The sequence below is a fragment of the Proteus sp. G3927 genome, from assembly GCF_963894685.1.
GTDB classification, from domain to species: Bacteria; Pseudomonadota; Gammaproteobacteria; order Enterobacterales; family Enterobacteriaceae; genus Proteus; species Proteus mirabilis.
Window position 1 is genome coordinate 89212 of record NZ_CAWQGX010000003.1, and the last position, 22528, is coordinate 111739.

The following is a 22528-nucleotide window of genomic DNA, read 5'->3' on the forward strand; positions in this document are numbered from 1 at the left end:
ATAATGAACGCCCGATTTCTAATGTTTCATAACGCAGCGCATCCTTTACGAATACAAGGAAATATTTTAGAAGTGATGTTACGTGATGTTTTTATTGGGGAGGTCTGCCAACTAAAAGAGAATATTTTCAGTGAAAATATTCTCGGTGAAGCTATTGTTATTGGGTTTCATAATAACAGAGCAATATTAAGTATGATGGGAAGCGCTCAAGGTTACTCTTTACAAATTATAGTTGAGCCAACAGGAAAAACATTTTCAGTTGCCCTAGGCCCACATATATTAGGCAGCATGATTGATAGTAAAGGAAATTGCTTATTACGATTTAATACAGAAATAGCAGAGAAGACCTTTAATACCTTATGTCCTATCGAAGGTCGGCCACCTTTGTTTAGTGATAGGCTGCCTATTACAACACTATTTAAGTCAGGTATACGTGCTATTGATGGATTATTAAGTTGTGGATTGGGGCAACGAATGGGGATTTTTGCTAGTGCAGGAACGGGTAAAACGATGTTAATGAATATGATTATCCGTTTTGCACAGGCCGATGTTTTTGTTATTGGCTTGATTGGTGAACGAGGAAGAGAAGTTACAGAGTTTATTGAAGAATTAAAGCAACATAAGCGATGTGAAAATACGGTTTTAATTTGCTCAACTTCAGAACAATCAGCGGTAGAAAGGTGTAATGCGGCTTTAGTGGCAACAACGGTTGCCGAATATTTTCGTCAACAAGGAAAAAATGCCGTTTTATTTATTGATTCTATGACTCGTTATTGTCGAGCGTTAAGGGATATCGCATTAACAGCGGGTGAGTTGCCCGTACGTAAAGGATATCCAGCATCTGTATTTGATAAACTTCCCGCTATTTTAGAGCGTCCAGGGGTAACAAAAACAGGCTCCATTACGGCATTTTATACTGTTTTATTAGAGAGTGATGATGAGCCAGATGCGATCGGTGAAGAAATTCGTTCTATTTTAGATGGACATATTTATTTATCTCGAAAAATAGCAGCATCAGGGCACTATCCTGCTATTGATGTATTAGGTAGTGTGAGTCGGGTTTTTCAACAAGTCACTGATAGTAAACAACAAAAATCTGCTTTAAAAATAAGACAAATATTGATGCGATTACAAGATGTTAAGTTATTGCAAGAGTTAGGAGAATATCATGAAGGAGATAACGAATTAAATGATATCGCGGTAAGAAAACAAGCCAAGATAGAAAGCTTTCTTACTCAATCCTTTAAAGAAAAAGCCGATTTTCAACAAACATTAGAACAAATGTATGAGATTACCGCTTAAGCATCAAGCATTGATTAGTGCCATTGCCCAACGGCAAAAAAAAATAGAAAAAGAACAATTAAAATATAAAAAACTTATTACAGAAGCTGAACAGAAGAAAAAAGAGCAAGAGCAATTAATTAGTGCTTTAAAGAGTGAAGTACCCGCTTATGAAAAAGCCGGTATTTATTCAATTCATTCGTTTCATCAACAAAGAAGGAAGCAAGCTATTGTTTTACATTCAATAAATTTTTATGTCGCTCAAGTTGAAGAAATAAAGGATAAACTGAATGATTTAGAAAAACAGAGTGAGGCGCTAAAAAAACAACGACAAAAGGCCGTCAAAAAACAAAATAAAATGACACTTTATTTTGAAAGAAAAGCATTAGAGAAAGAGCTATATATTGAAAGGTTAGAGCAGAATGAAATACAGGAGATAGCATTATATGGTTCAGGGAATATCTAACTCAAATAAGATGACGCTATCTAGTGAAAAAACGGAAAGTGATATTCCAACTGAGTCTTATAGCGTAAATAGGTATTTGAATAAATGTCAGCTTACACCTGAAAGTATAAAAAAATTAGCAGAGAAATTAGATATACTTAAAAAAATAGCGAGTTTAAAAGACAATATTGCCAGTCATAACGATGAGCAAGATCTTCAGGAAGATAAAATGCCAGAAAATTATGAAGGTTTGCTATTAAGTCATCGGTATTTATTATCATCTGGTGGTTCTAAAACTAAAAAAATATCTTTAGATATAAATATAAAAAAAGGATTTAACTCTTTATATATAGGAAGAGAAGAAAAAAAAGCACAGCTCACTGATCAGAGAATAAATAAAAAAACATCTAAGATAGATAAATACAAACTACAACCCCATGTAGGAATAGAAGAAAAAACTGTCATTAAAGACATAATAAGAAAAAACAATGTTAAAACGATGGTTAATGAATTCTTATCGGCAAAAAAGAGTTCAGTATTTCCTATTTTCGTAGATAAAAAAATAAATCAACAACGGTATATTAAGTTAGTAGAAAAAATAATTAAAAAAGAACCCATTAATAATGATAATGTTGATTTAGTTAGTAGTGCAACTAAGCAGGAAAAACAGGCTCAAATTCATCAGAAAGAGAATAACAGTGCATACAAAAATATTGAGTCTAGTATGGCAATGCCGCTAAATAACGTATCAAAAGTTGATACAAAAGAAGAACCGGAAATTTATCAAGAAAATATCACTGAAACTAATAAAGTTGTTCCTTTTTCTTCGCAAGTTACACCAATAAAAACGGTAATTGCATTACCAAAAGTAGCCAAAATGGTTTCACAGCTACCTGCTTGGCAAGTAATAGATAAAAAAATATCTATGTTGACTCTACCACCAAGCATTACTTATACATTTACAAAATGGAAGAGTCGTTATCATCAGGCTAAAATTCATTTTATTGATAAACAAGTTCAGTTAATTGCCTCCTCAGGACGCGTTTATCAAACAGCATTAGAGAATTTGAAGCAATATAATGGGGGATTATCCATAGATCTAACTAATAGCCATAAAAATAAATCGTGGTATATCAACTCTATTAATGCTATTTATGAAAGAGAGGATGAAAATGAATGAGTATTAACGTAGAGGTAGATAATAACCATAAAGAAACAAATAAAATTAATGACATGGTAATATTATCTTCTATCTTTGGTACAAAAAAAATAACAGAAAAACAGCTATATTTTGTATTGAGATGTGAGAATAAATTAGGAACCTTAACGGCGTTAATTTCAGTTAGTCAAGTCATGGATAACTTATATCCTGAAAAAAAAATTGATTGGGAATTAGTACCTGAAAACTATTTAATTGCTCTTTTTTCACAATCTTTATCAACATTATTATTTCCTTTTTCTAAAGAGCCAATGTCATCATGTGTTGATAATATCTGTTTAGGTGCTGAAAAAGGATCTTGCTATCCTTGTGTAGATACCACATTAGGTCATGTTTTTATTTGCGATATTAAATGGAAATATGAATTGACAGTATTTCCAAAAAATAAAATAGGTTTTATAACAAGTTTTATTTTAGGTTACAGTAAAATATCACTTTCATTATTAAAAACAATATTACCAGGGGATGTTTTATTAATAGATGATATCCATTTTTCTTTTAATGTTGGTGATAAAAAATATTTTTATTTTTCATGGGATGAGGGTAATTGTGTGACATTAGATGCTATTGTTGAAAATAGTGAAGAAAATGAAGAGGATGAGCAAAACGATGCCATAATAGAAGATAGCATTGATTTAGCTCAATCACTTGATTTAAATTCAATTGGCGCTATTCCGATTACAATATCTTTTCTTTTAGCCAATAAAACATTATCAATTGATCAACTTGAAGAATTAACACCAGGGAAGAAATTTATTTTACCTGATAATGCCATTCGTCATATTAATATTTTAGCAAATGGTAAAGCTATTGCCCAAGGAGAATTAATCAAAATTAAAGATATGTTAGCGGTAGAAATTAATAAATTATCTATAAAATGCGAATAACATATGGAAAGCTCAACAGAATTAATCTTGATCCTAGCTCTTGCCACATTGGCTCCTTTTATTATTGCTGCAGGAACTTGTTATTTAAAGTTTTCTATTGTTTTAGTTATGACTCGTAATGCATTAGGTGTGCAGCAAGTTCCTTCTAATATGGTACTTAATGCTATCGCTTTAATGATGGCGCTTTTTGTTATGACACCAATTACTAAAAATATTTGTTACTATGTTATTGAAAATAAAGTGGATATGTCATCTCCAGATGCGATCGAGTCATTTTCAAATGAGGCGTTAGGCGATTATAAAAAATACCTATATCATTACTCAGATCCTGATTTATTAGCTTTTTTTGAACAAGCGCAAGAGAATAGACCAAATAGTGATGGTGATAAAGAAAACATAGAAAATTCACTCTTATCATTATTACCGGCATATGCACTTAGTGAGATAAAATCTGCTTTTATTATCGGTTTCTATCTTTATTTGCCTTTTATTGTTATTGACTTAGTTGTCTCATGCATTTTATTAGCATTAGGTATGATGATGATGAGCCCTATTACATTATCTGTACCTTTAAAACTTATTTTATTTATCGCCATGGATGGTTGGGGACTGTTATCTAAAGGACTCATTAATCAATATCTTGATTTGATGGCGGTGAACTAGTGGATATGGTTTATGCGGCTAATAAAGCTATTTATTTGATTATATTGCTTTCAGCTGCGCCTATTGCTATCGCGACCTTTATTGGATTGCTTATTGGGCTATTGCAAACGATCACACAGATACAAGAGCAAACTTTACCTTTTGGTGTCAAGCTTGTGGGGGTTTTTGTTTGTTTACTTATGATGATGGGATGGATGGGAGATAAGTTACTAATTTATGCTAAAGAGATGTTGACGATTGGGTTAGCAGGGTAACTATCATGCTAGTACTGTTGCAATATATACAATCTTATTTAATCGATATTTTTTTGCTCATTGCTAGATTATTTCCTATTTTTATGTTTATTCCATTCCTCAATAGTCGAGTTCTCAATAGTCAATTATTAAAATATATTATTATTTTTTATATAGCATTAGGAATAAAACCTAGCATCACGATAACTGGGGTTTTAAGAGAGACTTGGGCTATTGTTCTAATTAGTGAGTTAATTATAGGTCTAGTTATCGGCTTGCTACTTGCCACGCCATTTTGGATAGCTTCTGCGTTTGGAGAATTCGTTGATAATCAAAGAGGAGCAAGCATAGGAGATACAATTAATCCTACTACAGGTATTGAATCGTCAGAATTTGCGTCATTAACCGGATTGTTTTGTATGGCCTATTTTTTAGCTACAGGTGGGCTCGTTGTTTTAATGAGTACCATAAAAGAGAGTTACGATGTTTTTCCTATTGGGTATGTTAATAAAAATATCGGTTACGATTTTATCGGTCATTGGCTAAATGATATGGTTAAAGTGGCGATTATTTTGGTTTCTCCTGTATTAATTATTATGTTTTTAAGTGAAGTTGCATTAGGGGTTTATTCATTATTTTGTCCTCAACTAAATGCATTTTCTCTCTCTCTTTGTATCAAAGGTATTATCGCTTTTTTAGTATTACTGCTCTTTTTTACCTCAGCAATGACGAATGAATTATATCATTTTTTTAACAGTAGATACTTTTATTCTATTTTTATGAGTATTTATCATGGCTGAGAAAACAGAAAAGCCAACACAGAAAAAGCTTGATGATTCAGCAAAAAAAGGACAATCGTTTAAAAGTAAGGAACTGGTTTCTGGTTTAGTCTATTTCATTGGTGTTATATATTTATTTAATCAAGTGAAGTTGGATGAATTTAATCAATTTTATCAATCACTTTTACTGCATCCAACAGGTATTTCTTTAAAGAGCTATGTTGAAGTTATATCAAAATTATTCTTTGATATTGTACTACCGATCATTATTGTGACTTTTTTATCTGGCGCAATCCCTTCTTTATTTAGCTCCCATTTTAAACTTGCCACTGAAGCAATTAAAATTGATTTTAATCATATTAACCCCATTTCTGGATTTAAAAAAATATTTAGCATAAGAACAATAAAAGATTTTTTAAAAACACTATTATTTATTATTATATTTTTAATAACTTGTTATGTTTTCATGATTTTACATATGGGGGAAGTCGTTATACTATATCGCGCTGATTTAGAAGGGGTGATTGATAAATGGTGCTCATTAGTTGTTAGTTTTATATTTATATTTTTTATTTTATCGATACCTATTCTTATTTTAAATATTATTGCTGATTTCTTTTTATTCATAAAAGATATGATGATGGAAAAACATGAAGTTAAGCAAGAACATAAAAATATGGAGGGAAATCCAGAAATAAAATCGGTACGTAGACAACTTCATCAAGAATTACTCGATGAGCCAATGAAACGTGTGATCCGCGACTCATCAGCTGTTATTGTCAATCCCACACATGTCGCGGTAGGTATCTACTTCGATCCTGATAATGGCATAATGCCAATAGTTTCATTGAGTTGTACTAATGCTAAAGCATTAGCAGTAAAGGCTTATGCCAAAAAAGTTGGCACGCCCGTTATTCGTTATCCTGAATTAGCAAGGAAGTTACATCATAAATATCATTTATTTGAAGTGATAATAGATCAAGATTTATTAGATGTTATGGATGTTCTTATTTGGCTAAAAAGAGTAGAAATTGAAGGGTTATCTCGAGAAGAAATGGACTATATCAATAATTAATAAATTTAGTCGAAATATTTATAATTATAAATATAGACGTGTGTTTTATTAAAGTGGGTAATTAATAATTAAGTTAGAATATTATTATTAATTATTCATCATAGATGAAAGGATTATCATAATGTCAGCATATGAAAAAATGTCAGAAAAAGAATTAGATCAGCTCGCAAACTACATTGTTTCTATTGTACAAAATGGCGCATCTATCAAAGATGAAAGTGAAATTCCAGATGGATTTATGGAAGGAATTTATTCATTTGCGTATGATTTTTATCAGAAAGGGAAGTTAGATGAAGCTGAGGCGATTTTTAAGTTTTTATGTCTCTATGATTTTTATAATGTTGATTACATTATGGGACTTGCTGCAGTTAATCAATTAAAAAAGCAATATCAAGCAGCTATCGATCTTTATGCTTTAGCTTATCTAAATGCTAAAAATGATTATCGACCTGTTTTTTATGCTGGACAATGTAATTTATCAATTGGTGAAAAAGAAAAAGCTAAATATTGTTTTCATCAGGTGGCTCAAAATATTAATGATCAAACGATAAAAGAGAAGGCTAATAGCTATTTAGAGCTATTAAAAGATATTCCTCTTGTTGTCCTTAATAAAGAGGAAGAAAAGGAAGAAAAGGAATAATAGTATGAATAAGATTAATCAAAGTAATGAACATAGTAGATTAGCTTCGCCTTTTGTTTCTGAAGAAGTAAAAAATGTTATTAAAAATACTACTAAGCAAGCAAATGCAATTAATAATATAAGTAATTATGTGACTACTCAACAACAGAAGGAGAATCAAAGTAAGTTTGATATACCACTTCTTAGAGCTCCTCATGAACAGGAGAGGAATGAGAAAAGAATTAATATTCAAGATGATCCACAATATAAAATGACGACATTTTCACTAGAAAATGATGAAGACAATACTAAGCCTTCCTTAGCAGAAGAAGAACCGAAGAATAATAAAAAAAAAGATGATCATCTTGACGTATCTGCACAACAAAATTCATCATTACCTACTTCCGGTCCCGATCATTTAGAAAATAAAAAATCCAACAAAGATTATGATTTTTTATTTTTACAATTATCTTACCAGCATGTTATACATGAAGATATTTTGAATAAAATTAAAGATCCAGAGAAATTTGATTATTACAGAGATAAATTACAAAAGCTATCTAATGGCATAGATGATTTAAAAGAACTTTTTAAATCTGGCTTCAATGAGCCTGATAAAACCAAAGGTGCTTTTGTTGATTACTGGATGGAAGTTTATAACCAAATAAAAGAAAAGAATTTCAAAAAAGAGTCTGAAGTTAAAAGTTTTTTAAATAATTGCAATATTCCTGATTCATTAATTCAACAGTTATTATTAGGAAATATTCACTCTAAAGCGGATATGGAAAAAGCCCTTGAAGATGTTTTCCCTTTCTTAAGCTTTCCTAGTGATTTTTCTAAGCTTTCATTAGATGAACTAGATAATTTATCTAAAAAATTGGATGGTTTTTTTGATGATTCTTTTAATTACCTACCAAATATTTCTTTAAGTGAAGATAAAATCAATAAAATTACTTCACATACTGATGAATTAAAGGCATTGATCAACAAAAAAGAAAGTGAATCAATAAAAAAACAATTAGCAGAAATAAGAGGTCTATTTAAAGAACTGACTATTTCACAAAGTTCCTTGGAGCTTGAAATTGCATCTAACTCTTTATCCGGTATGTCATTACTGACATTTCTGTTATCTAAGACACGTGAGTTGACGTTAAAGGTCATGTTACATCGTTCGGAAAGTGAACAGAAACTTTTTAATGAAATGCAAGAGGTGACTGAAAAATCACTTAAAGATAAAGTTGAAGAGCAAAAATCATTAATCAAAAAACAAGAAGAAATTCAGTTTTGGGCTGGTATTGGTTTAAAAATATTAGGCGGATTATTAACGCTTGTTGCAGGTGTTTCTTCTATTTTTACCGCTGGCTCTTCAATGGTATTAGTAGGAGTCGCAACAACCTTATTTGTTGCTGATGCTGGATTAACTATTGCTGATGAGGTGTATCAATCTATTCATAATAAATCTTTTATGGATGAGATTATGCAACCCATATCAGATGCGGTTATGGAAGCTATCGATAAGGTTAGTGATTTCTTAGTGAGTTTAGTTAATAGTTCTTTGGATGGACTCAAAGAATTAGGGCTAGATAAAAAAATCATCGAAGAGATGAAAAATTCAATACAAGACAAATTGAAAATGGCAACTAAAATACTTGTCACAGTCGTTTTATTTGTTGCCGCTACGGCATTGAGTTTTGTTATTGGGCCTGCCATGAAAGGTATTTCAGATGCGGTTAATAAAATATCGAATCAGCAAATTAGACAAATACTAAAAAAAGTGCTCAATGATGGACTTGAAGCGGTATTGGGGAAAATGATCAAAGATATCATTATTAAAGCGCTTGAAGAAGCACTGGAAAAAATTGATAAGCAGTTAGCTAAAGAGATTTCTAAAAAAGCAAGTATTATGTTGAATAGAACGGTGGTTGCTTCTAAGTTAACCAATTCAGCAGCAACAAATACTGTTAATATTTATGGTTCTGTTATCGCGTCAAAAATAATCCAGTCTATTGCCGGTAGTAAAAAATTAACTGCAGTTTTAGATATTATTCAAAAATTAATGGATAAGATAATGGAAACTTATCATGAGAATATTGATTCTATAACAGATATTTTAAAAAACCTCAGCGATAAATCTTCAGTAAGTAATAAATTAAAATCAGACATGATAAGAAATATATCTATTTAAATAAAAAATTAGTGAGGTATAAATATGAGTATGAAGATTAATAGTGATAATGTATCTAATCACTATCAAACTACAATCAATAATTCTGATGAAGGTGAAGGTATTATTGATAGAAATAAGTTATATAAAGAGGTAGAACCTAGCTTAAGTAAATTAACAGGAATAGAAAGAATTAATCTAAAGCCTGTTTTATCTGAACCAGAACATATAACCAAACCAGATCTTAAACAGATATTAGATTCATTAGAAGTAGATAATGATAATGATATTTACGATCATGCTAAAATAGAAAAAACGGGGATTTTTAATTTTGTTTCAGACGATATGATAAAATTAATAGATCTCATTGTTAAATATTTAGAAACAATGATAAAAAAATTTGAAGCATCCAGAGAAATGGGTGTGATGCTAATGAACATTGAATTGGATATAGCCGATAAAGTAAAAGATAATCTTAATAAAAAAGCCAATATTATGATTGGTTCTGCAATTACTAGTGCTGGAATTTCTATGGCTATACATGGTATGGGAGCCGCTTTTTCTATTAAAGGGATGGGGAAAGATCTTATTGGGCATTCCAATCCAACCATAGTGATGGGAAATACTATTTCATCCACCGCAGATCCATTAGCAAGGGTTGCAGACCAATCTATGCAATCTGAAAGTAGCACAATTGAGGGTGAACAAAAAGTATTAGATGCAAGAGGAAGTATTAATAATAATGTGATCAATAATAACAATGAGATACAGCGAGAAGTAACTGAAGTTATAAGAGCATTATTACAAGCAATAGAGGCGATAATTCATGCTCAGCAGGATGCAGCTTCTACGATTTCTTCAAATGTAAGAGCTTAATTTAAAAGATAAAATCATATTTTTTTATAAACTTTTATTAATATAAAAGGTTAAGATTATGTCTAATGATATTTCAGTTTATACTGAGGGGATTAACGATTTACCTCATTTAAATACTAGAGTAAATACTGATAATTATTTCGAAAACCTGCTAGAAGATGAGGATTTTTTATCTTGGGAACCTAATCGGGAATATCAAGATATGAATTATGATAATAATAGAAAGAATAAATTTATAGAGAAGTTACCTGATACAGATAAATATTATTATTTAGATGATGATTATAATAAAACCATTAATGATAAAAATAATTTTTTAAATCAATTTTCTAATGATCTAAATGATCTTAGAAAAAAAGATAATAGTTATGAGACTGATTCGTTAAGTGATCTTTTTAATAATGTTAAACAATCTATTGTTTCAGGCAAAGCGGATTATCTAGATGTATTAAAGGATATCTTTTCTAACTACATGAATTTTGTCAATGAACTAAGGCAAACCATATCTAATTTAAATAAATATCAGAAAGCAGGAAGTAAAGAAGGTACGGTGAATTTTGATTTTAAATCTTTTTTTAATGACTTATCTAACATTAGAGATAAATATAAAAATCCAACAGGTACTGTCGACGATCCTTTTGTTTTTAAATCTCGTTTGTTTTTTCAACATCAAAAGGATGGGACATATTTACGCACCATTGATGGCCAAGAAGTTCATTATAGCGATCTACAACAGGTAAATAATGCTGCAGATGCGTTAGAAAAACTATTAAAAGGTATAAATGGAATAAGTGTATCAATACAAAGGCGTGGGGGGGAGCCTGATGTTGACATTGATTGTCGAGGTAGAATTGATTGTACTGACCTAGAAAAATTGCTAAATGATCTATCTAAGAAGGTATCTAACACGGATGATATTAATCAAACAGAATTTGAGTTATTCAGAAAAACCATCGACGCATTAGATAAGAAAATTAACACTAATTTAGATGAACTTTCCAAAAAATACAGTACAGCAAATAGTAATTATGATAATTTTGTTAAGATTGTCAGTAGTACAATGAACACTTTATTAGAAATGGCAAAAGGATTTTTACGTTTCTGATATTTTATTAATAGATTATTTTTTGCATATAATATGGATTTATGAATATTGAAAAATAAGCGCTATTATTTTTTAATAGCGCTTTTACTTATAATTGACTGGGCTGATTAGAATTTATATTCAGCGCCTAGCCAATAATTACGCCCATTCTCGATATAACCTTGTGTATATTGATAAGATTTATCAAAAAGATTATTAATGGAAGCATTAACTGAAATACCATATCCAACATCATAATCTAACCGTAGATCGGTTTTTGTATAGCCAGCCAGTTTATTATTCTCATCTATACGGTTATAAGTCCAACTTTGTGCTTCTTCTATAATAGTAAAGCGCACTTGTTCAACAGGAATAAAGGTTAACCACATATAGGCTTTATGTTTTGGTAAACCTTCAATATGGTCAACTTGCTTTGGATCACTATGGATATAGCTATAATTTAGGCCAAATTCTAGCCAATCGGTCATTTTCCCTTTAGTACCAATATCCAAGCCTAGATAATCAACACGTCCACTGTTTTGGTTTTGAAATAGCGCTTCACCGTGGCGATAAAGCGTATGAGCCATAATGGCATCACTTACACGATTGTAATATAGGCTAGTTTGGTAGCCCCATTTCTCATTGAGATAACCTTCGTAGGTCATATCAAAGGATAATGCGCGTTCTGGATCTAAATTGGGGTTAATAATCCCTCTTGATCCATCTTTGGGTTTTTCGGTGGTATAGCGCTCTTTTTGGGTAGGGAAGCGACTGCGATCAGAGATTGTAAAACGTATATTATCGTCATTGGCTAATGAATATTTAGCCATGATTTCCCAGTTAATGGCATTTTGTTTGTTGTTATCAGCCTTTTTATCTGTATCGATACTTTTGCGCCAGTCGTAACTTATGGCGCCAACGACATCAAGATCGTTACTCACTACCCATTGATATTCTGTGGCTAATGACCAAGTTCTATCTTTAAAACGTACCCAATCACCGTTTTTTTCTTTTTGGGCACGGTGAACGTCATCTTTCCAATGTACTGCAAAAGAGAGTAGATCACTTTCATTCGTATCGATACCGAATTGTAATGCAGCGCCTGTGCTGTGATCATCATAATGGCTATAATCGACCCTATTACCTTTTTTAGGATACATATAAAGAGTATTTTCAAACTTATCATGATAAGCACGACTTTGTAGATTTATGCTATCCGTAAGTTGTGTCACACCACTATAGTAGTAACTCTCTTTATTATAATCTGGCCATGCCCAATATTTATATCGACCTTTGGCATTAGGATCACTATTCGGTGGACTATTTTTATTACCATCTTGTTTTACATAGGTGAGGGTATATTCGTCAGAAGCGCGTGGTGTCCAACCCACTTTGATCATTCCTCGTTTATCATCTGTTGCTGAATGACTACGACGTCCATGTGTCCCCACTGTGTTATTATTTTCATCTGCATTAGGTATGGGGGTAAAACGTTGCTGGAGTTGACTGCCACTAATTTGGATAAAACCATATTCAGTACGTGCTCCTAAACGAGCACTCATGTTATGAGCATAATCAGCACCACGAGCAAAACCTTGCGAATAAGCAATATGACCTTCTAATGGTTTGCGAGGCGTTGCGGTGGTGATATTAATTGCACCTCCCATCAGATTAGGGCCTTGCAGTAATGAGGTATAACCTTTGTTAACTTCGATACTGGCGAGATCGTTAGTGGTAAAACGCGCTAAGTCGAGATTGCCATCATAAGGCACATAGGTTGGAATACCGTCAAAGAACACCGGAACTTGGCGACTATCAAAACCACGTACTTTAAGGGTATATTCGTTACGATTACCTGATTTTTGCATCACAATACCAGGTAATGTTGCCAGTGCTTGTGCCGCATTGACTTTATTTTGTTCGAGCATTTGTTGTTGTGTTAATACATCGGGATTTGCCGCAATGGGACTGCTCCAAACGGTTAATACATCAGGGATTGATTGCTGGTAAGTTGTCTGGGCTATTACACTGCAAGGCAGTAGAACAAGGAATAAACAGCATAGAGGTGTTAGTTTCATTATTTTAATCTCAATATATAATTATTTATATAACGATAGACGCAAGTTAAAGTTACAAAGTGAGTGCTTACCTAATGTAGGCACTCATCTTTATCAGTCAATAAACTAATATTTTTATCTGTGTTTTGATTTAATTTTTAGGGTAAAGGCGAACTTTGATATCACTAGGTGGTGCGTAATAAGGTGCTGATGTCACCATTAAGCCGATCCCTGTTTGGGCATATTTTTCAATAGTATTTAGATTAATTCCCCCAGCGACAGAAAGATGACAGCGTGGGGCAATCTGCGGAGCCTCTTGTTGTAGTAAGGTAATATCTTCAATAGAAAATTTATCCAGTTGTAAGATATCTGGCTGCGCTTTTAACGCTTCTCTTGCTTGTTGTAAGTTATCTGCTTCCACAACAATGCATTTTTCAGGTGCTGCTTGGCGTAACTGTGTAACCTGTTGTAACCAATTATCTGGCTCGGATAAAAAATGACGATGGTTAGCAAAGAGTAAAATAGTTTCAGAACAGCCTTGGCGATGAATAATACCACCACCCGCAAGTACCGCTTGAGTGGCCAGTAATTTTGTATTAGGGATATTTTTACGTGTACAGGCAATTTGCCCTTTAGGTTGGTAGCGATGATAGATTTCGAGCATTTTTGCCATATAGTCACTCACACCACAACTCCATTCCAGCACGTTTTGCACCACTTTCCAGCCTTGGTGTAGTGCATCTGCTCGACCTTCTGCACTAATTAAACAATCACCTTGCTTGGCAAAATCACCTTCTTGTAGATGTGCGGTGACAGTCAGTCCTAATTTTTCTAATAAACGGCAGCCTAGGGTGATTCCACTGACGCAGCCGGCTTCACGACATGTAAAAGTTATTGTGCCTAATTGATGGTTAATATTGAGTGCGCGACAAGTCAAATCGCCATATTGAATATCTTCCAGCAATAAATTATCAAGAAAAGCATCGGGATAATAAATCATAAGGTTAGCTCGCTTTCAGGAACGACATCCCAAGAAACCATCGCCCAATCACGCGTTGGCGATATAAGGGCCACATCATTTTTCATACTTTCATGATAATAAGTGGTTAAGTGTGCAATTTCATTTTCGTTTAAAGGCCCTACAGAGAAGTTAATACTGTCAATAAACTGCTCAAGGCTATTAAAATTATTTTGGTAATTACGGCTACGGATATAATCTACTTTAGGGTGGATCCCCATTTGGTTAAGGATATTGACTGCGTAAATATAGGTCGGCAATGTGGGAACATTGCGACCTAATAAACGAAGAATACGTTGATCAACAAAAGTGGGTGATACGGTGTGAGTGGTATAAACCCGTAATTTAGCTTGGCGATTTAGTTTTAACAGCGCAGCTTTTAAATCCATCACCAATGTGGAGCGTGAAGCCACCGCAATATCACAAGGTGGAAGCGCATCCCAATTATCTTCCCATGAATAATGAAGAAAATCAGCATGATGAATACCCGCTTGTGCGGCTCTACGTTTGGCAACGGTTAGCATGCCGGTACTATAATCTATCCCGATTATTTTTTTAAACTTGTCAGCAACATGAATACTAATAGAGCCAGGTCCACAGCCGACATCCAATAGTGTTTCAGCATCGGAAAAATCCATCATTTCACGAAACTTGATCAAATAGGGATCGTTTGGATTAGCACAGTTTTCTGCCATTTTTTCAGCGCGTTTATCCCAATGTTCAGGCTCTTTTTTGGTTCTTTGTGCCTGTTGCATATGGTTTTTATAAAGCTCAGCAAAATCAGTGGTTTCAATGGTGTTCATATTCTTGCCTATATGGATTGTTATTATCAGGGTAGGCGTAAAAGTGCGCCTGAATATCGGTGGGTTTCACATTATAAAGCTGAGCTAAATGTTCGGGGGTGAGTAAAAGCTCAGGTTTATCTTGTAAAACGTGGCGATGAGGGGTGAGTAAAATCACCTCATCTGCCAGTAAAGCGGCATGTTGTGGATGATGTGTAGACATAAACACACTTATACCCAAGGCTTTTAGTGTCTTAATTTGGTTAATTAGCTTGATTTGGTTACCAAAATCAAGGCTGGCAGCGGGTTCATCCATAATCAGTAATTTAGGTTGTTGCACCAAAGCCCGTGCAATCAATACCAACTGTTTTTCACCACCACTTAACGTATCAAAAGTGCGGTGAGCAAGATGCGAAAGAGAGAGCATTTCTAAGGTTTCCATTGCCATTGCTTTATCTTGTGAGCTAGGCATCGAGAAAAAAGAGATATGTGCTCCACGCCCCATAATCACCATATCAATCACTTTAAAAGAGAAAGGGAGGTGGGTTGCTTGAGGAACATAGGCAATCACTTTGGCTAAATCAGTTGGTGACCACTTACTTATTTCTTTGCCTTCAATGATAATATGACCTGCAAGACTGGGTAACAAACCAAGTAAGGTACGCATCAACGTGGTTTTACCACAGCCATTTGCGCCTAATAAACAGACAATTTGCCCTTGTTTAATATGAAAAGAGAGGTTTTGGATCAAGGGTGTTGTTTTATAGCCAATTGTGAGTTGTTTTGCTGCAGTGATGATCATCTATCCCGCCTTGTTTTGAGTAATAACATCAGAAAGAAAGGCGCACCAATAGCCGAGGTTAAAATGCCTAAAGGCAACTCAATATTAGCAATAGTTCGTGCTAGTGTATCCGTTATTAATAACATTGTTGCGCCCACAAGTAAGGAAATAGGCAGTTGATAACCGAAGTTAGCACCAACTAACAATCTTGCGATATGCGGAACAATTAAACCTAACCAGCCAATAATACCCGCAATAGAAACTGCACTCGCGGTGATTAATGTGGCCGATAAAATAAAGATAAGTCTGGTAATTTCTACATTAAGGCCTAAGGAGCGCGCTTCTTCATCAGAAAGGCTGAGAATATTCATTCGCCAGCGTAATAAAATCAGTGGAATAAACCCGAGTAGCATTAAAGGTGCAACAGAGAGTAAATCAGGCGCCGTGATAGTTGATAGCCCTCCTAATAGCCAAAAAGTGATGGAAGGTAGCTGAGTATAAGGATCAGCTAAAATTTTCATTAATGAAATAGCTGAGCCACATAAGGCGCTAATCGCAATACCGACTAAAACGAGAGAAAGGACCGGATCCTGTTGTTTCGCCAATTTGGCAATAAAATAGACTAAAGCAACAGTGATAAGTCCTCCGACAAAAGCAAAAAGCTGAATTGACAACATGGAGTGACCAAGAAAAATACCCAATACAGCACCGACTCCAGCCCCTGATGACACTCCGAGAATATCAGGTGATACTAGTGGGTTACGGAACATACCTTGATAAGCCGCCCCCGCAATAGCAAGTCCACCTCCAATTAAAATGGCAGCAAGTACTCGAGGCAAGCGTATTTGCCAGAACACAGTTGCTGTTCGACTCTCTTCAATATGCCCGGTTAATTTGCTACTGACGACTGTCCACAGTTCATTGACTGTAAGTGAATACTTACCACTAGTGATAGCAATAACTACAGCCGCTGAGAATAACAGCAACAACAGAGTGATACGTGCTGATTGGCTCATGAAGACCTCATCAACAGCTGGCATTGCTCAGCACTTAACGATGTATGGTAAAAATAAGCAAAGTAATTTTGCAGATCTTGCGTGGCTTGTTCTGCTATTCGATGGTCAAAATGGCTCTGTAAGCGACGCATTCCCATTAAACGGTTGATACCAGGAGGACCATCTAACCAGCCAAATGGTAAGCCTTTAAATAATAACACTTTATTATTTTTAACAGCTTGGATATTTTTCCATATAGAGTCTTGCCTGATTTGTTGATAGGCATTTTCATCTTGTGTGATGATAACTTCAGGGTTCCACATAAGGAGCTGTTCAGGGGAAACATCAGTAAGACCGGTAAAACCAGCAATATCAGCGACATTTTCGAACCCTAATAGTTCAATAGCTTCAGTATGAATAGATCCTGTTGAGCCCGTTTGTAAGCCTTTTGCACCACGTGCAAGGTAAAAACGAGGTCTTATTTTTAGAGTAGAAGCAAACAAGGTCGCATCACTAAGATACTGCTCTGCAATAAGTGCTAATGTTTCTGCTTTTTCTGTCACACCTAATAAAGCCCCCGTTTGGCGTAACTGAGTTGGGCTGTCTTTTAAGCTGCCGTCAATTAACACATAAGGTACACCTGTTTGCGTACTAACACGTTTAGCTAATGAACGATAGGTTTCATCAACATTACCACTATCAATAATGATATCTGGCTCTAGTGCCATTAATGTTTCTAAGGAGAGTGTACTACCACGGCCAGACAGACGGCCTAAATGGGGCAATTTACGCAACTTGTCAGCAAATAAGCTACTTTTTCCTAGATTAAGCGAGGAGAAACCTAATAATTTTTCTGGTACTAAAGCCAACAACAGTTGGTCGGTTGGGGGGCCTGCGCTAATAACGCGATGAATATTTTCTGGTGTAGGAAGCACACCAAATTGAGCGGCGATACGTGAAGTGATTGCCGCTCTTGCACAACGTGGCAGTGCTGATAATGCTGCAAGCGTCGCTAAATAACTCAGAAATTGTCGTCTGTGGATAGCCATAGGTTCACACTGTAGTGTTGTTTTATATTAATAATCGTTATTTCATAAATTATATAACGATGCATACTATATTTCCTTTGGCTTAAGTCAAGGGAGAGGCATTCAAAATTAAATCTAAGAAGACATCCGATAAACTTTATTCGAAATAGTGTATAACCTAAGGATATAATCAGGTTTGTTAAATAAACCTCAAGTGCGTATTAATACTGATATTTTGGATAGTTACGATATAAAATGAAAAAAAAACGCCCCTCATTACAGGATGTTGCCGACCGTGTTGGTGTCACAAAAATGACAGTTAGTCGTTTTTTGCGTAATCCAGAACAAGTTTCCGAAGCATTACGAGTCAAAATCGCTCGTGAATTAGACAGCCTGAATTATATTCCTAATCGTGCACCTGATATTTTGTCGAATGCGACCAGCCATGCGATTGGCGTATTATTGCCTTCTCTTACTAACCAAGTGTTTGCACAAGTTATTCGTGGTATTGAATCTGTGACGGATAAATATGGTTATCAAACCATGTTGGCGCACTATGGCTATCAAGCAGAAAAAGAAGAAGAGCGTCTTATTTCTCTGCTTTCTTATAATATTGATGGCTTGATCTTAGCGGAAAGAACACACACACCCAAAACGGTCAAAATGCTGGAAACGGCGGGTATTCCGGTGGTGGAAATTATGGATAGTGTTTCACCTTGTTTTGATTCGGCGGTAGGGTTAGACAATATTGAAGCCTCGCGAAAAATGGTCAGCGAAATGATCCACCGTGGTTGTAAACGAATTATCTATCTTGGGGCAAGACAAGATGAGCGAACATTAATGCGTTTACAAGGATATGAACAAGCGATGCAAGAAGCAGGCTTACCCATAGGTCATGTGATGACACCTAAAAGCTCTTCTTATTCGTTAGGTACAGAACTTTTACATGAGGCACGCAAGCAATATCCTGACTTAGATGGGCTCTATTGCACCAATGATGATATTGCGATAGGGGCTATTTTCGAATGTCAGCGTATGGGGATTGCGGTACCTGAGCAAATTGCTATTTCCGGCTTCCACGGTCATGATGTGGGACAAGTCATGACTCCACGGTTAGCCAGTATTTTTACGCCACGTGATGAAATGGGACAACAAGCGGCGGATTTATTACTAAAAAGAATGAAGGGTAAAATTGCTCGTGGGCAAGTGATTGATGTGGGATTCCGTATCATCACCGGTGAAAGTATTTAGTTATTCATTTGATTATTAAATTATTTTTTTTCTTTGGTAGGGTTTTTTTATTGACCCTATTTGGGATTATAGAGTGATATATCCTGACGTTTTTTTGCTTTGTAAAAATCAGTCGTTAACTTATCAATTACTTATGATTTTGTTGTAACTTTGTTGTTTTTCCACAATCTATTTGCGAGACGCTTCACACTTTCATTTCATAGTTTGTTTTGTAGGTTGTTTTTATCTTTCTGGATCGAGTAATGTTACCCGTAACAGTTACGGGTAACATTACAAAAAAGTTAATAACTGCCTAAAGGAGCAATATATGAAAGATACCCAATCCCTACACCATGTCTTTATCTTAATGGGGGTATCAGGCAGCGGTAAATCAGCGGTTGCAAATGGTGTAGCACAACGTATCGGTGCGGCATTTTTAGATGGCGATTTCCTTCATCCTCGTGCAAACATCACTAAAATGGCTTCAGGTCATGCTTTAAATGATGAAGATCGCAAACCTTGGTTACACGCTCTCAATGATGCTGCTTTTGCAATGCAAAGAACCAATAAAGTGTCATTAATCGTTTGTTCCGCATTAAAAAAACAGTATCGCGATATGTTAAGAGAAGGTAATCACTGCTTACATTTCCTCTATTTAAAAGGGGATTACGCGCTAATTGAAAGTCGTTTAAAAGAGCGTAAAGGTCACTTCTTTAAACCACAGATGTTGATTACTCAATTTGAAACATTAGAAGAGCCAACGAATAACGAACCTGATGTTTATGAAATAGATATTTCGCCATCTCTTGATAACGTGATTGAAAATGTCATCAACACTATAGAATCTGTTACTAAACCTATTACTGAGGAGAGTGCGGTATGAGTACATTAACACTGGTGCTAACTGCGGTTGGCTCCGTCCTATTATTGCTCTTCTTTGTAATGTATGCGCGTTTACACGCCTTTATTGCGTTAATGATTGTTGCTATTGGTGCAGGTATTTTCTCTGGCATGCCGTTAGAAAAAATCACGCAAACCATGCAAAACGGAATGGGGGGAACACTGGGTTTTCTCTCCATCGTGGTCGCCTTGGGGGCAATGTTTGGTAAAATTCTGCATGAAACGGGGGCATTAGACCAAATTGCGGTACGGCTACTTAAATCCTTTGGTGAAAAACGGGCTAACTATGCACTGGGTATTGCGGGTTTAGTTTGCGCATTACCTCTGTTTTTCGATGTTGCGGTGGTTTTACTGATCGGGGTGGTATTTGCTGTTGCCCGTCGTACGGGGGGTAATGTTGTTAAAATGGCGATCCCTCTCTTTGCCGGTGTTGCAGGGGCCGCCGCTTTCTTATTACCGGGGCCAACGCCTATGTTGCTTGCTGACCAGATGAATGCTGATTTTGGTTGGATGATCTTAATTGGTTTATGTGCAGCCATTCCAGGTATGTTATTAGCGGGGCCTATTTTTGGTAACTTTATTAGCCGTTATGTGACCTTAGAATTACCGAAAGATTTTGATGAGCCAAGCTTAGGACAAAGTAAAATGCCTTCTTTTGGCTTCAGTCTTGCATTGGTCTTATTACCATTAGTCTTGGTTGGATGTAAAACCATTGGTGCGCGTTTTGTTGAGCCTGACTCTCAGCTATTCAATATTCTTGAGTTTATTGGTCACCCCTTTATTGCCATCCTTGTGGCGTGTTTAGTGGCTATTTATGGCTTGGCTATTCGCCGTGGAATGAGCAAAGAAAAAGTCATGGAAGTATGCTCTGCGGCTATTCAACCTGCGGGGATCATCTTATTAGTCACGGGTGCTGGTGGCGTATTTAAACAGGTGCTGGTGGATTCAGGTGTGGGGCCAGCATTAGGGAATGCATTAATTGGTGCCGGTATGCCGATTGCTGTGGCTTGTTTTATTCTTGCAGGTGCTGTACGTGTTATTCAAGGCTCTGCGACTGTGGCTTGTTTAACTGCGGTTGGTTTAGTGTTACCGGTGATCAGTGAATTAGGTTATAGCGGTGCACAAATGGCGGCGTTATCGGTTTGTATTGCCGGTGGCTCTATTATTTTAAGCCATGTTAATGACTCTGGCTTCTGGTTATACGGTAAATTTACTGGTGCGACAGAAGGACAAACCTTAAAAACATGGTCATTAATGGAAACCATTTTAGGTACTACAGGCGCAGTGGTTGGAATGATTTTCTTTGCATTTTTATAAAAATGAGCTGTTCCTTTTTAACAAATGGCGCATCAATAGGTGCGCCATTTTTCATTGCTATAAATCACCATTAAATCTGATAGAAAATAGTTAACAACTGATTAATCTACAGGTCTTATTGTTTTGTGAACATGGTGAGGCTGATATTTTTATGGGTGATTATAATTCACTGTTTAAACAGCATACGGAGTGTAATATTCATACTATTACACTTATTCGTGATTCCATTTTGGCATCTAGTCAGAAATTACAAGAAAAGCTAGCATTGCTGGAAGAAATGGAACATCTCTTTAATGATATGCTTATCAATGCAGAATCATTAGTGGTCTTTTTTAATGAAATTGATGAGCATTTTACTCATAGTAATGAAGAAATTGAGAATTTTGCTAAATGGCTAAATAAAATAAAAGATAGCGCTAATAATATTGATAAACTGTCAAATCAAGCCAATATATTATCAATTAATTCAGCAATAGAGGCAGGACATATAGGTCATGCAGGTGCAGGATTTTCTGTATTAGCACAAGAGATGAAAAGCCTTTCACAAAAGATCCAAAATCAGGCCTCAGAAATAGCGTCTATCAACAATAATGTAAGTGCCCGCTTTACACCAATAAAACAAAATACTCAGAAAAATCAAGAACAACTGAAGCAAATAAAAAATCTTGTTACGGAAGGTCATGCTAATTTATCTGCGCTTGCTCAACAAGCCAATGATTTAAAAAATATCTTTCAGTTTATGTCGATACAACAATTTTTTAATACTGTGAAAATAGATCATGTTTTATGGAAAGAAGCGATTTATATTCACTTATTAAATAATGATGATGAAAATTGTGTTAATCAGCATACTGAATGTCGTTTAGGAAAATGGTACTACCAAGGTGAAGGACGCAAATTTGCCGGTAGTGAAGCTTTTCGTCGTTTAGAAGAGCCTCATAAATTGGTTCATCAAAGTGGGCGTCTTGCATTGGCGGCGAATATGGCCGGTGATCAGGATGCGGTAGTGAAGTATATTCAGCAAATGGAACAAGCGAGTGTTGATGTCATTAAATATATTGATGCTTTACATAATTAATAATGCGATGACAGAGA

Annotated in this window: 22 protein-coding genes; 16 read left to right on the plus strand and 6 right to left on the minus strand. The window is 35.1% G+C overall.

The features are described from left to right. Nucleotides 1-3 precede the first annotated feature (3 nt). From sctN to AACV00_RS00575, 12 genes are all read left to right on the plus strand, one after another. A complete protein-coding gene (gene sctN, locus AACV00_RS00520; protein ID WP_104459556.1) occupies nucleotides 4-1302 on the plus strand; it encodes a type III secretion system ATPase SctN in 1299 nt (432 codons plus the stop codon). Then, nucleotides 1286-1747: a hypothetical protein gene (locus AACV00_RS00525; protein ID WP_004245836.1), complete on the plus strand. Its 462-nt coding sequence runs from the start codon at nucleotides 1286-1288 to the stop codon at nucleotides 1745-1747. The genes sctN and AACV00_RS00525 overlap by 17 nt, the downstream gene beginning before the upstream one ends. Beyond that, nucleotides 1728-2906, plus strand: coding sequence for a type III secretion protein (locus tag AACV00_RS00530; RefSeq protein ID WP_104459557.1), 1179 nt, complete (start codon nucleotides 1728-1730; stop codon nucleotides 2904-2906). The genes AACV00_RS00525 and AACV00_RS00530 overlap by 20 nt, the downstream gene beginning before the upstream one ends. After that, nucleotides 2903-3832 carry a FliM/FliN family flagellar motor switch protein gene (locus AACV00_RS00535; RefSeq protein ID WP_036919145.1) on the plus strand — a complete coding sequence of 310 codons (930 nt, stop codon included), beginning with the start codon at nucleotides 2903-2905 and terminating at the stop codon, nucleotides 3830-3832. The genes AACV00_RS00530 and AACV00_RS00535 overlap by 4 nt, the downstream gene beginning before the upstream one ends. Before the next feature lie 3 nt (nucleotides 3833-3835). Next, nucleotides 3836-4495, plus strand: a complete 660-nt coding sequence (locus tag AACV00_RS00540; protein ID WP_161679898.1) for an EscR/YscR/HrcR family type III secretion system export apparatus protein — start codon at nucleotides 3836-3838, stop codon at nucleotides 4493-4495. A 5-nt stretch (nucleotides 4496-4500) separates the two neighbouring features. Then, complete coding sequence (sctS, locus tag AACV00_RS00545) at nucleotides 4501-4749, plus strand: type III secretion system export apparatus subunit SctS (RefSeq protein ID WP_004249210.1); 249 nt, start codon at nucleotides 4501-4503, stop codon at nucleotides 4747-4749. A 5-nt stretch (nucleotides 4750-4754) separates the two neighbouring features. After that, entirely contained in the window at nucleotides 4755-5528 is a 774-nt protein-coding gene (sctT, locus tag AACV00_RS00550) for a type III secretion system export apparatus subunit SctT (RefSeq protein ID WP_020946301.1), read from the plus strand. Then, complete coding sequence (locus tag AACV00_RS00555) at nucleotides 5521-6582, plus strand: EscU/YscU/HrcU family type III secretion system export apparatus switch protein (protein WP_004250135.1); 1062 nt, start codon at nucleotides 5521-5523, stop codon at nucleotides 6580-6582. The genes sctT and AACV00_RS00555 overlap by 8 nt, the downstream gene beginning before the upstream one ends. Nucleotides 6583-6703: 121 nt before the next feature. Further along, a complete protein-coding gene (sicA, locus tag AACV00_RS00560) occupies nucleotides 6704-7222 on the plus strand; it encodes a type III secretion system translocator chaperone SicA (RefSeq protein WP_004245829.1) in 519 nt (172 codons plus the stop codon). Between the two features lie 4 nt (nucleotides 7223-7226). Continuing rightward, the gene (gene sctE, locus AACV00_RS00565; protein ID WP_161679896.1) at nucleotides 7227-9386 is read left to right on the plus strand and encodes a type III secretion system translocon subunit SctE; all 2160 of its coding nucleotides are present in this window, start codon (nucleotides 7227-7229) and stop codon (nucleotides 9384-9386) included. A gap of 24 nt (nucleotides 9387-9410) precedes the next feature. After that, entirely contained in the window at nucleotides 9411-10241 is an 831-nt protein-coding gene (locus AACV00_RS00570; protein WP_104459561.1) for a type III secretion protein, read from the plus strand. Nucleotides 10242-10299: 58 nt separating this feature from the next. Beyond that, a complete protein-coding gene (locus AACV00_RS00575; protein ID WP_017827364.1) occupies nucleotides 10300-11346 on the plus strand; it encodes an IpaD/SipD/SspD family type III secretion system needle tip protein in 1047 nt (348 codons plus the stop codon). Between the two features lie 107 nt (nucleotides 11347-11453). Here the strand turns inward: AACV00_RS00575 and AACV00_RS00580 are convergent, their stop codons facing one another. The 6 genes from AACV00_RS00580 to AACV00_RS00605 all read right to left on the minus strand — a co-directional run bounded on the left by AACV00_RS00580 (nucleotide 11454) and on the right by AACV00_RS00605 (nucleotide 18007). Next, on the minus strand, nucleotides 11454-13403 hold the full coding sequence (locus tag AACV00_RS00580) for a TonB-dependent receptor plug domain-containing protein (protein ID WP_104459562.1): 1950 nt from the start codon (nucleotides 13401-13403) through the stop codon (nucleotides 11454-11456). 130 nt (nucleotides 13404-13533) lie between these two features. After that, the gene (gene modD / locus AACV00_RS00585; protein ID WP_004249215.1) at nucleotides 13534-14382 is read right to left on the minus strand and encodes a ModD protein; all 849 of its coding nucleotides are present in this window, start codon (nucleotides 14380-14382) and stop codon (nucleotides 13534-13536) included. After that, complete coding sequence (locus tag AACV00_RS00590) at nucleotides 14379-15203, minus strand: class I SAM-dependent methyltransferase (RefSeq protein WP_104459563.1); 825 nt, start codon at nucleotides 15201-15203, stop codon at nucleotides 14379-14381. The genes modD and AACV00_RS00590 overlap by 4 nt, the downstream gene beginning before the upstream one ends. Then, complete coding sequence (locus tag AACV00_RS00595; protein WP_004250138.1) at nucleotides 15190-15984, minus strand: ABC transporter ATP-binding protein; 795 nt, start codon at nucleotides 15982-15984, stop codon at nucleotides 15190-15192. The genes AACV00_RS00590 and AACV00_RS00595 overlap by 14 nt, the downstream gene beginning before the upstream one ends. After that, nucleotides 15981-16979 carry a FecCD family ABC transporter permease gene (locus AACV00_RS00600; RefSeq protein WP_004250139.1) on the minus strand — a complete coding sequence of 333 codons (999 nt, stop codon included), beginning with the start codon at nucleotides 16977-16979 and terminating at the stop codon, nucleotides 15981-15983. Before AACV00_RS00600 ends, AACV00_RS00595 begins: the two co-directional genes overlap by 4 nt. Beyond that, complete coding sequence (locus tag AACV00_RS00605) at nucleotides 16976-18007, minus strand: iron ABC transporter substrate-binding protein (RefSeq protein ID WP_104459564.1); 1032 nt, start codon at nucleotides 18005-18007, stop codon at nucleotides 16976-16978. The genes AACV00_RS00600 and AACV00_RS00605 overlap by 4 nt, the downstream gene beginning before the upstream one ends. Nucleotides 18008-18241: 234 nt before the next feature. On the opposite strand from AACV00_RS00605, the gene gntR reads away from it, so the two are divergent. From gntR to AACV00_RS00625, 4 genes are all read left to right on the plus strand, one after another. Continuing rightward, complete coding sequence (gntR, locus tag AACV00_RS00610) at nucleotides 18242-19237, plus strand: gluconate operon transcriptional repressor GntR (protein ID WP_004250141.1); 996 nt, start codon at nucleotides 18242-18244, stop codon at nucleotides 19235-19237. 307 nt (nucleotides 19238-19544) lie between these two features. After that, nucleotides 19545-20099, plus strand: coding sequence for a gluconokinase (gene gntK, locus AACV00_RS00615; protein ID WP_004250142.1), 555 nt, complete (start codon nucleotides 19545-19547; stop codon nucleotides 20097-20099). Further along, nucleotides 20096-21433, plus strand: a complete 1338-nt coding sequence (gntU, locus tag AACV00_RS00620) for a gluconate transporter (protein WP_004245814.1) — start codon at nucleotides 20096-20098, stop codon at nucleotides 21431-21433. Before gntK ends, gntU begins: the two co-directional genes overlap by 4 nt. A gap of 151 nt (nucleotides 21434-21584) precedes the next feature. After that, a complete protein-coding gene (locus AACV00_RS00625) occupies nucleotides 21585-22511 on the plus strand; it encodes a methyl-accepting chemotaxis protein (protein WP_004249221.1) in 927 nt (308 codons plus the stop codon). Nucleotides 22512-22528: the final 17 nt, after the last annotated feature.

Bases quoted from the DNA above. Each gene is read 5' to 3' on its own strand.
- sctN (WP_104459556.1), top strand. From the start codon at position 4: ATGAACGCCCGATTTCTAATGTTTCATAACGCAGCGCATCCTTTACGA.
- AACV00_RS00525 (WP_004245836.1), top strand. From the start codon at position 1,286: ATGAGATTACCGCTTAAGCATCAAGCATTGATTAGTGCCATTGCCCAA.
- AACV00_RS00530 (WP_104459557.1), top strand. From the start codon at position 1,728: ATGGTTCAGGGAATATCTAACTCAAATAAGATGACGCTATCTAGTGAA.
- AACV00_RS00535 (WP_036919145.1), top strand. From the start codon at position 2,903: ATGAGTATTAACGTAGAGGTAGATAATAACCATAAAGAAACAAATAAA.
- AACV00_RS00540 (WP_161679898.1), top strand. From the start codon at position 3,836: ATGGAAAGCTCAACAGAATTAATCTTGATCCTAGCTCTTGCCACATTG.
- sctS (WP_004249210.1), top strand. From the start codon at position 4,501: ATGGTTTATGCGGCTAATAAAGCTATTTATTTGATTATATTGCTTTCA.
- sctT (WP_020946301.1), top strand. From the start codon at position 4,755: ATGCTAGTACTGTTGCAATATATACAATCTTATTTAATCGATATTTTT.
- AACV00_RS00555 (WP_004250135.1), top strand. From the start codon at position 5,521: ATGGCTGAGAAAACAGAAAAGCCAACACAGAAAAAGCTTGATGATTCA.
- sicA (WP_004245829.1), top strand. From the start codon at position 6,704: ATGTCAGCATATGAAAAAATGTCAGAAAAAGAATTAGATCAGCTCGCA.
- sctE (WP_161679896.1), top strand. From the start codon at position 7,227: ATGAATAAGATTAATCAAAGTAATGAACATAGTAGATTAGCTTCGCCT.
- AACV00_RS00570 (WP_104459561.1), top strand. From the start codon at position 9,411: ATGAGTATGAAGATTAATAGTGATAATGTATCTAATCACTATCAAACT.
- AACV00_RS00575 (WP_017827364.1), top strand. From the start codon at position 10,300: ATGTCTAATGATATTTCAGTTTATACTGAGGGGATTAACGATTTACCT.
- AACV00_RS00580 (WP_104459562.1), bottom strand. From the start codon at position 13,403: ATGAAACTAACACCTCTATGCTGTTTATTCCTTGTTCTACTGCCTTGC.
- modD (WP_004249215.1), bottom strand. From the start codon at position 14,382: ATGATTTATTATCCCGATGCTTTTCTTGATAATTTATTGCTGGAAGAT.
- AACV00_RS00590 (WP_104459563.1), bottom strand. From the start codon at position 15,203: ATGAACACCATTGAAACCACTGATTTTGCTGAGCTTTATAAAAACCAT.
- AACV00_RS00595 (WP_004250138.1), bottom strand. From the start codon at position 15,984: ATGATCATCACTGCAGCAAAACAACTCACAATTGGCTATAAAACAACA.
- AACV00_RS00600 (WP_004250139.1), bottom strand. From the start codon at position 16,979: ATGAGCCAATCAGCACGTATCACTCTGTTGTTGCTGTTATTCTCAGCG.
- AACV00_RS00605 (WP_104459564.1), bottom strand. From the start codon at position 18,007: ATGGCTATCCACAGACGACAATTTCTGAGTTATTTAGCGACGCTTGCA.
- gntR (WP_004250141.1), top strand. From the start codon at position 18,242: ATGAAAAAAAAACGCCCCTCATTACAGGATGTTGCCGACCGTGTTGGT.
- gntK (WP_004250142.1), top strand. From the start codon at position 19,545: ATGAAAGATACCCAATCCCTACACCATGTCTTTATCTTAATGGGGGTA.
- gntU (WP_004245814.1), top strand. From the start codon at position 20,096: ATGAGTACATTAACACTGGTGCTAACTGCGGTTGGCTCCGTCCTATTA.
- AACV00_RS00625 (WP_004249221.1), top strand. From the start codon at position 21,585: ATGGGTGATTATAATTCACTGTTTAAACAGCATACGGAGTGTAATATT.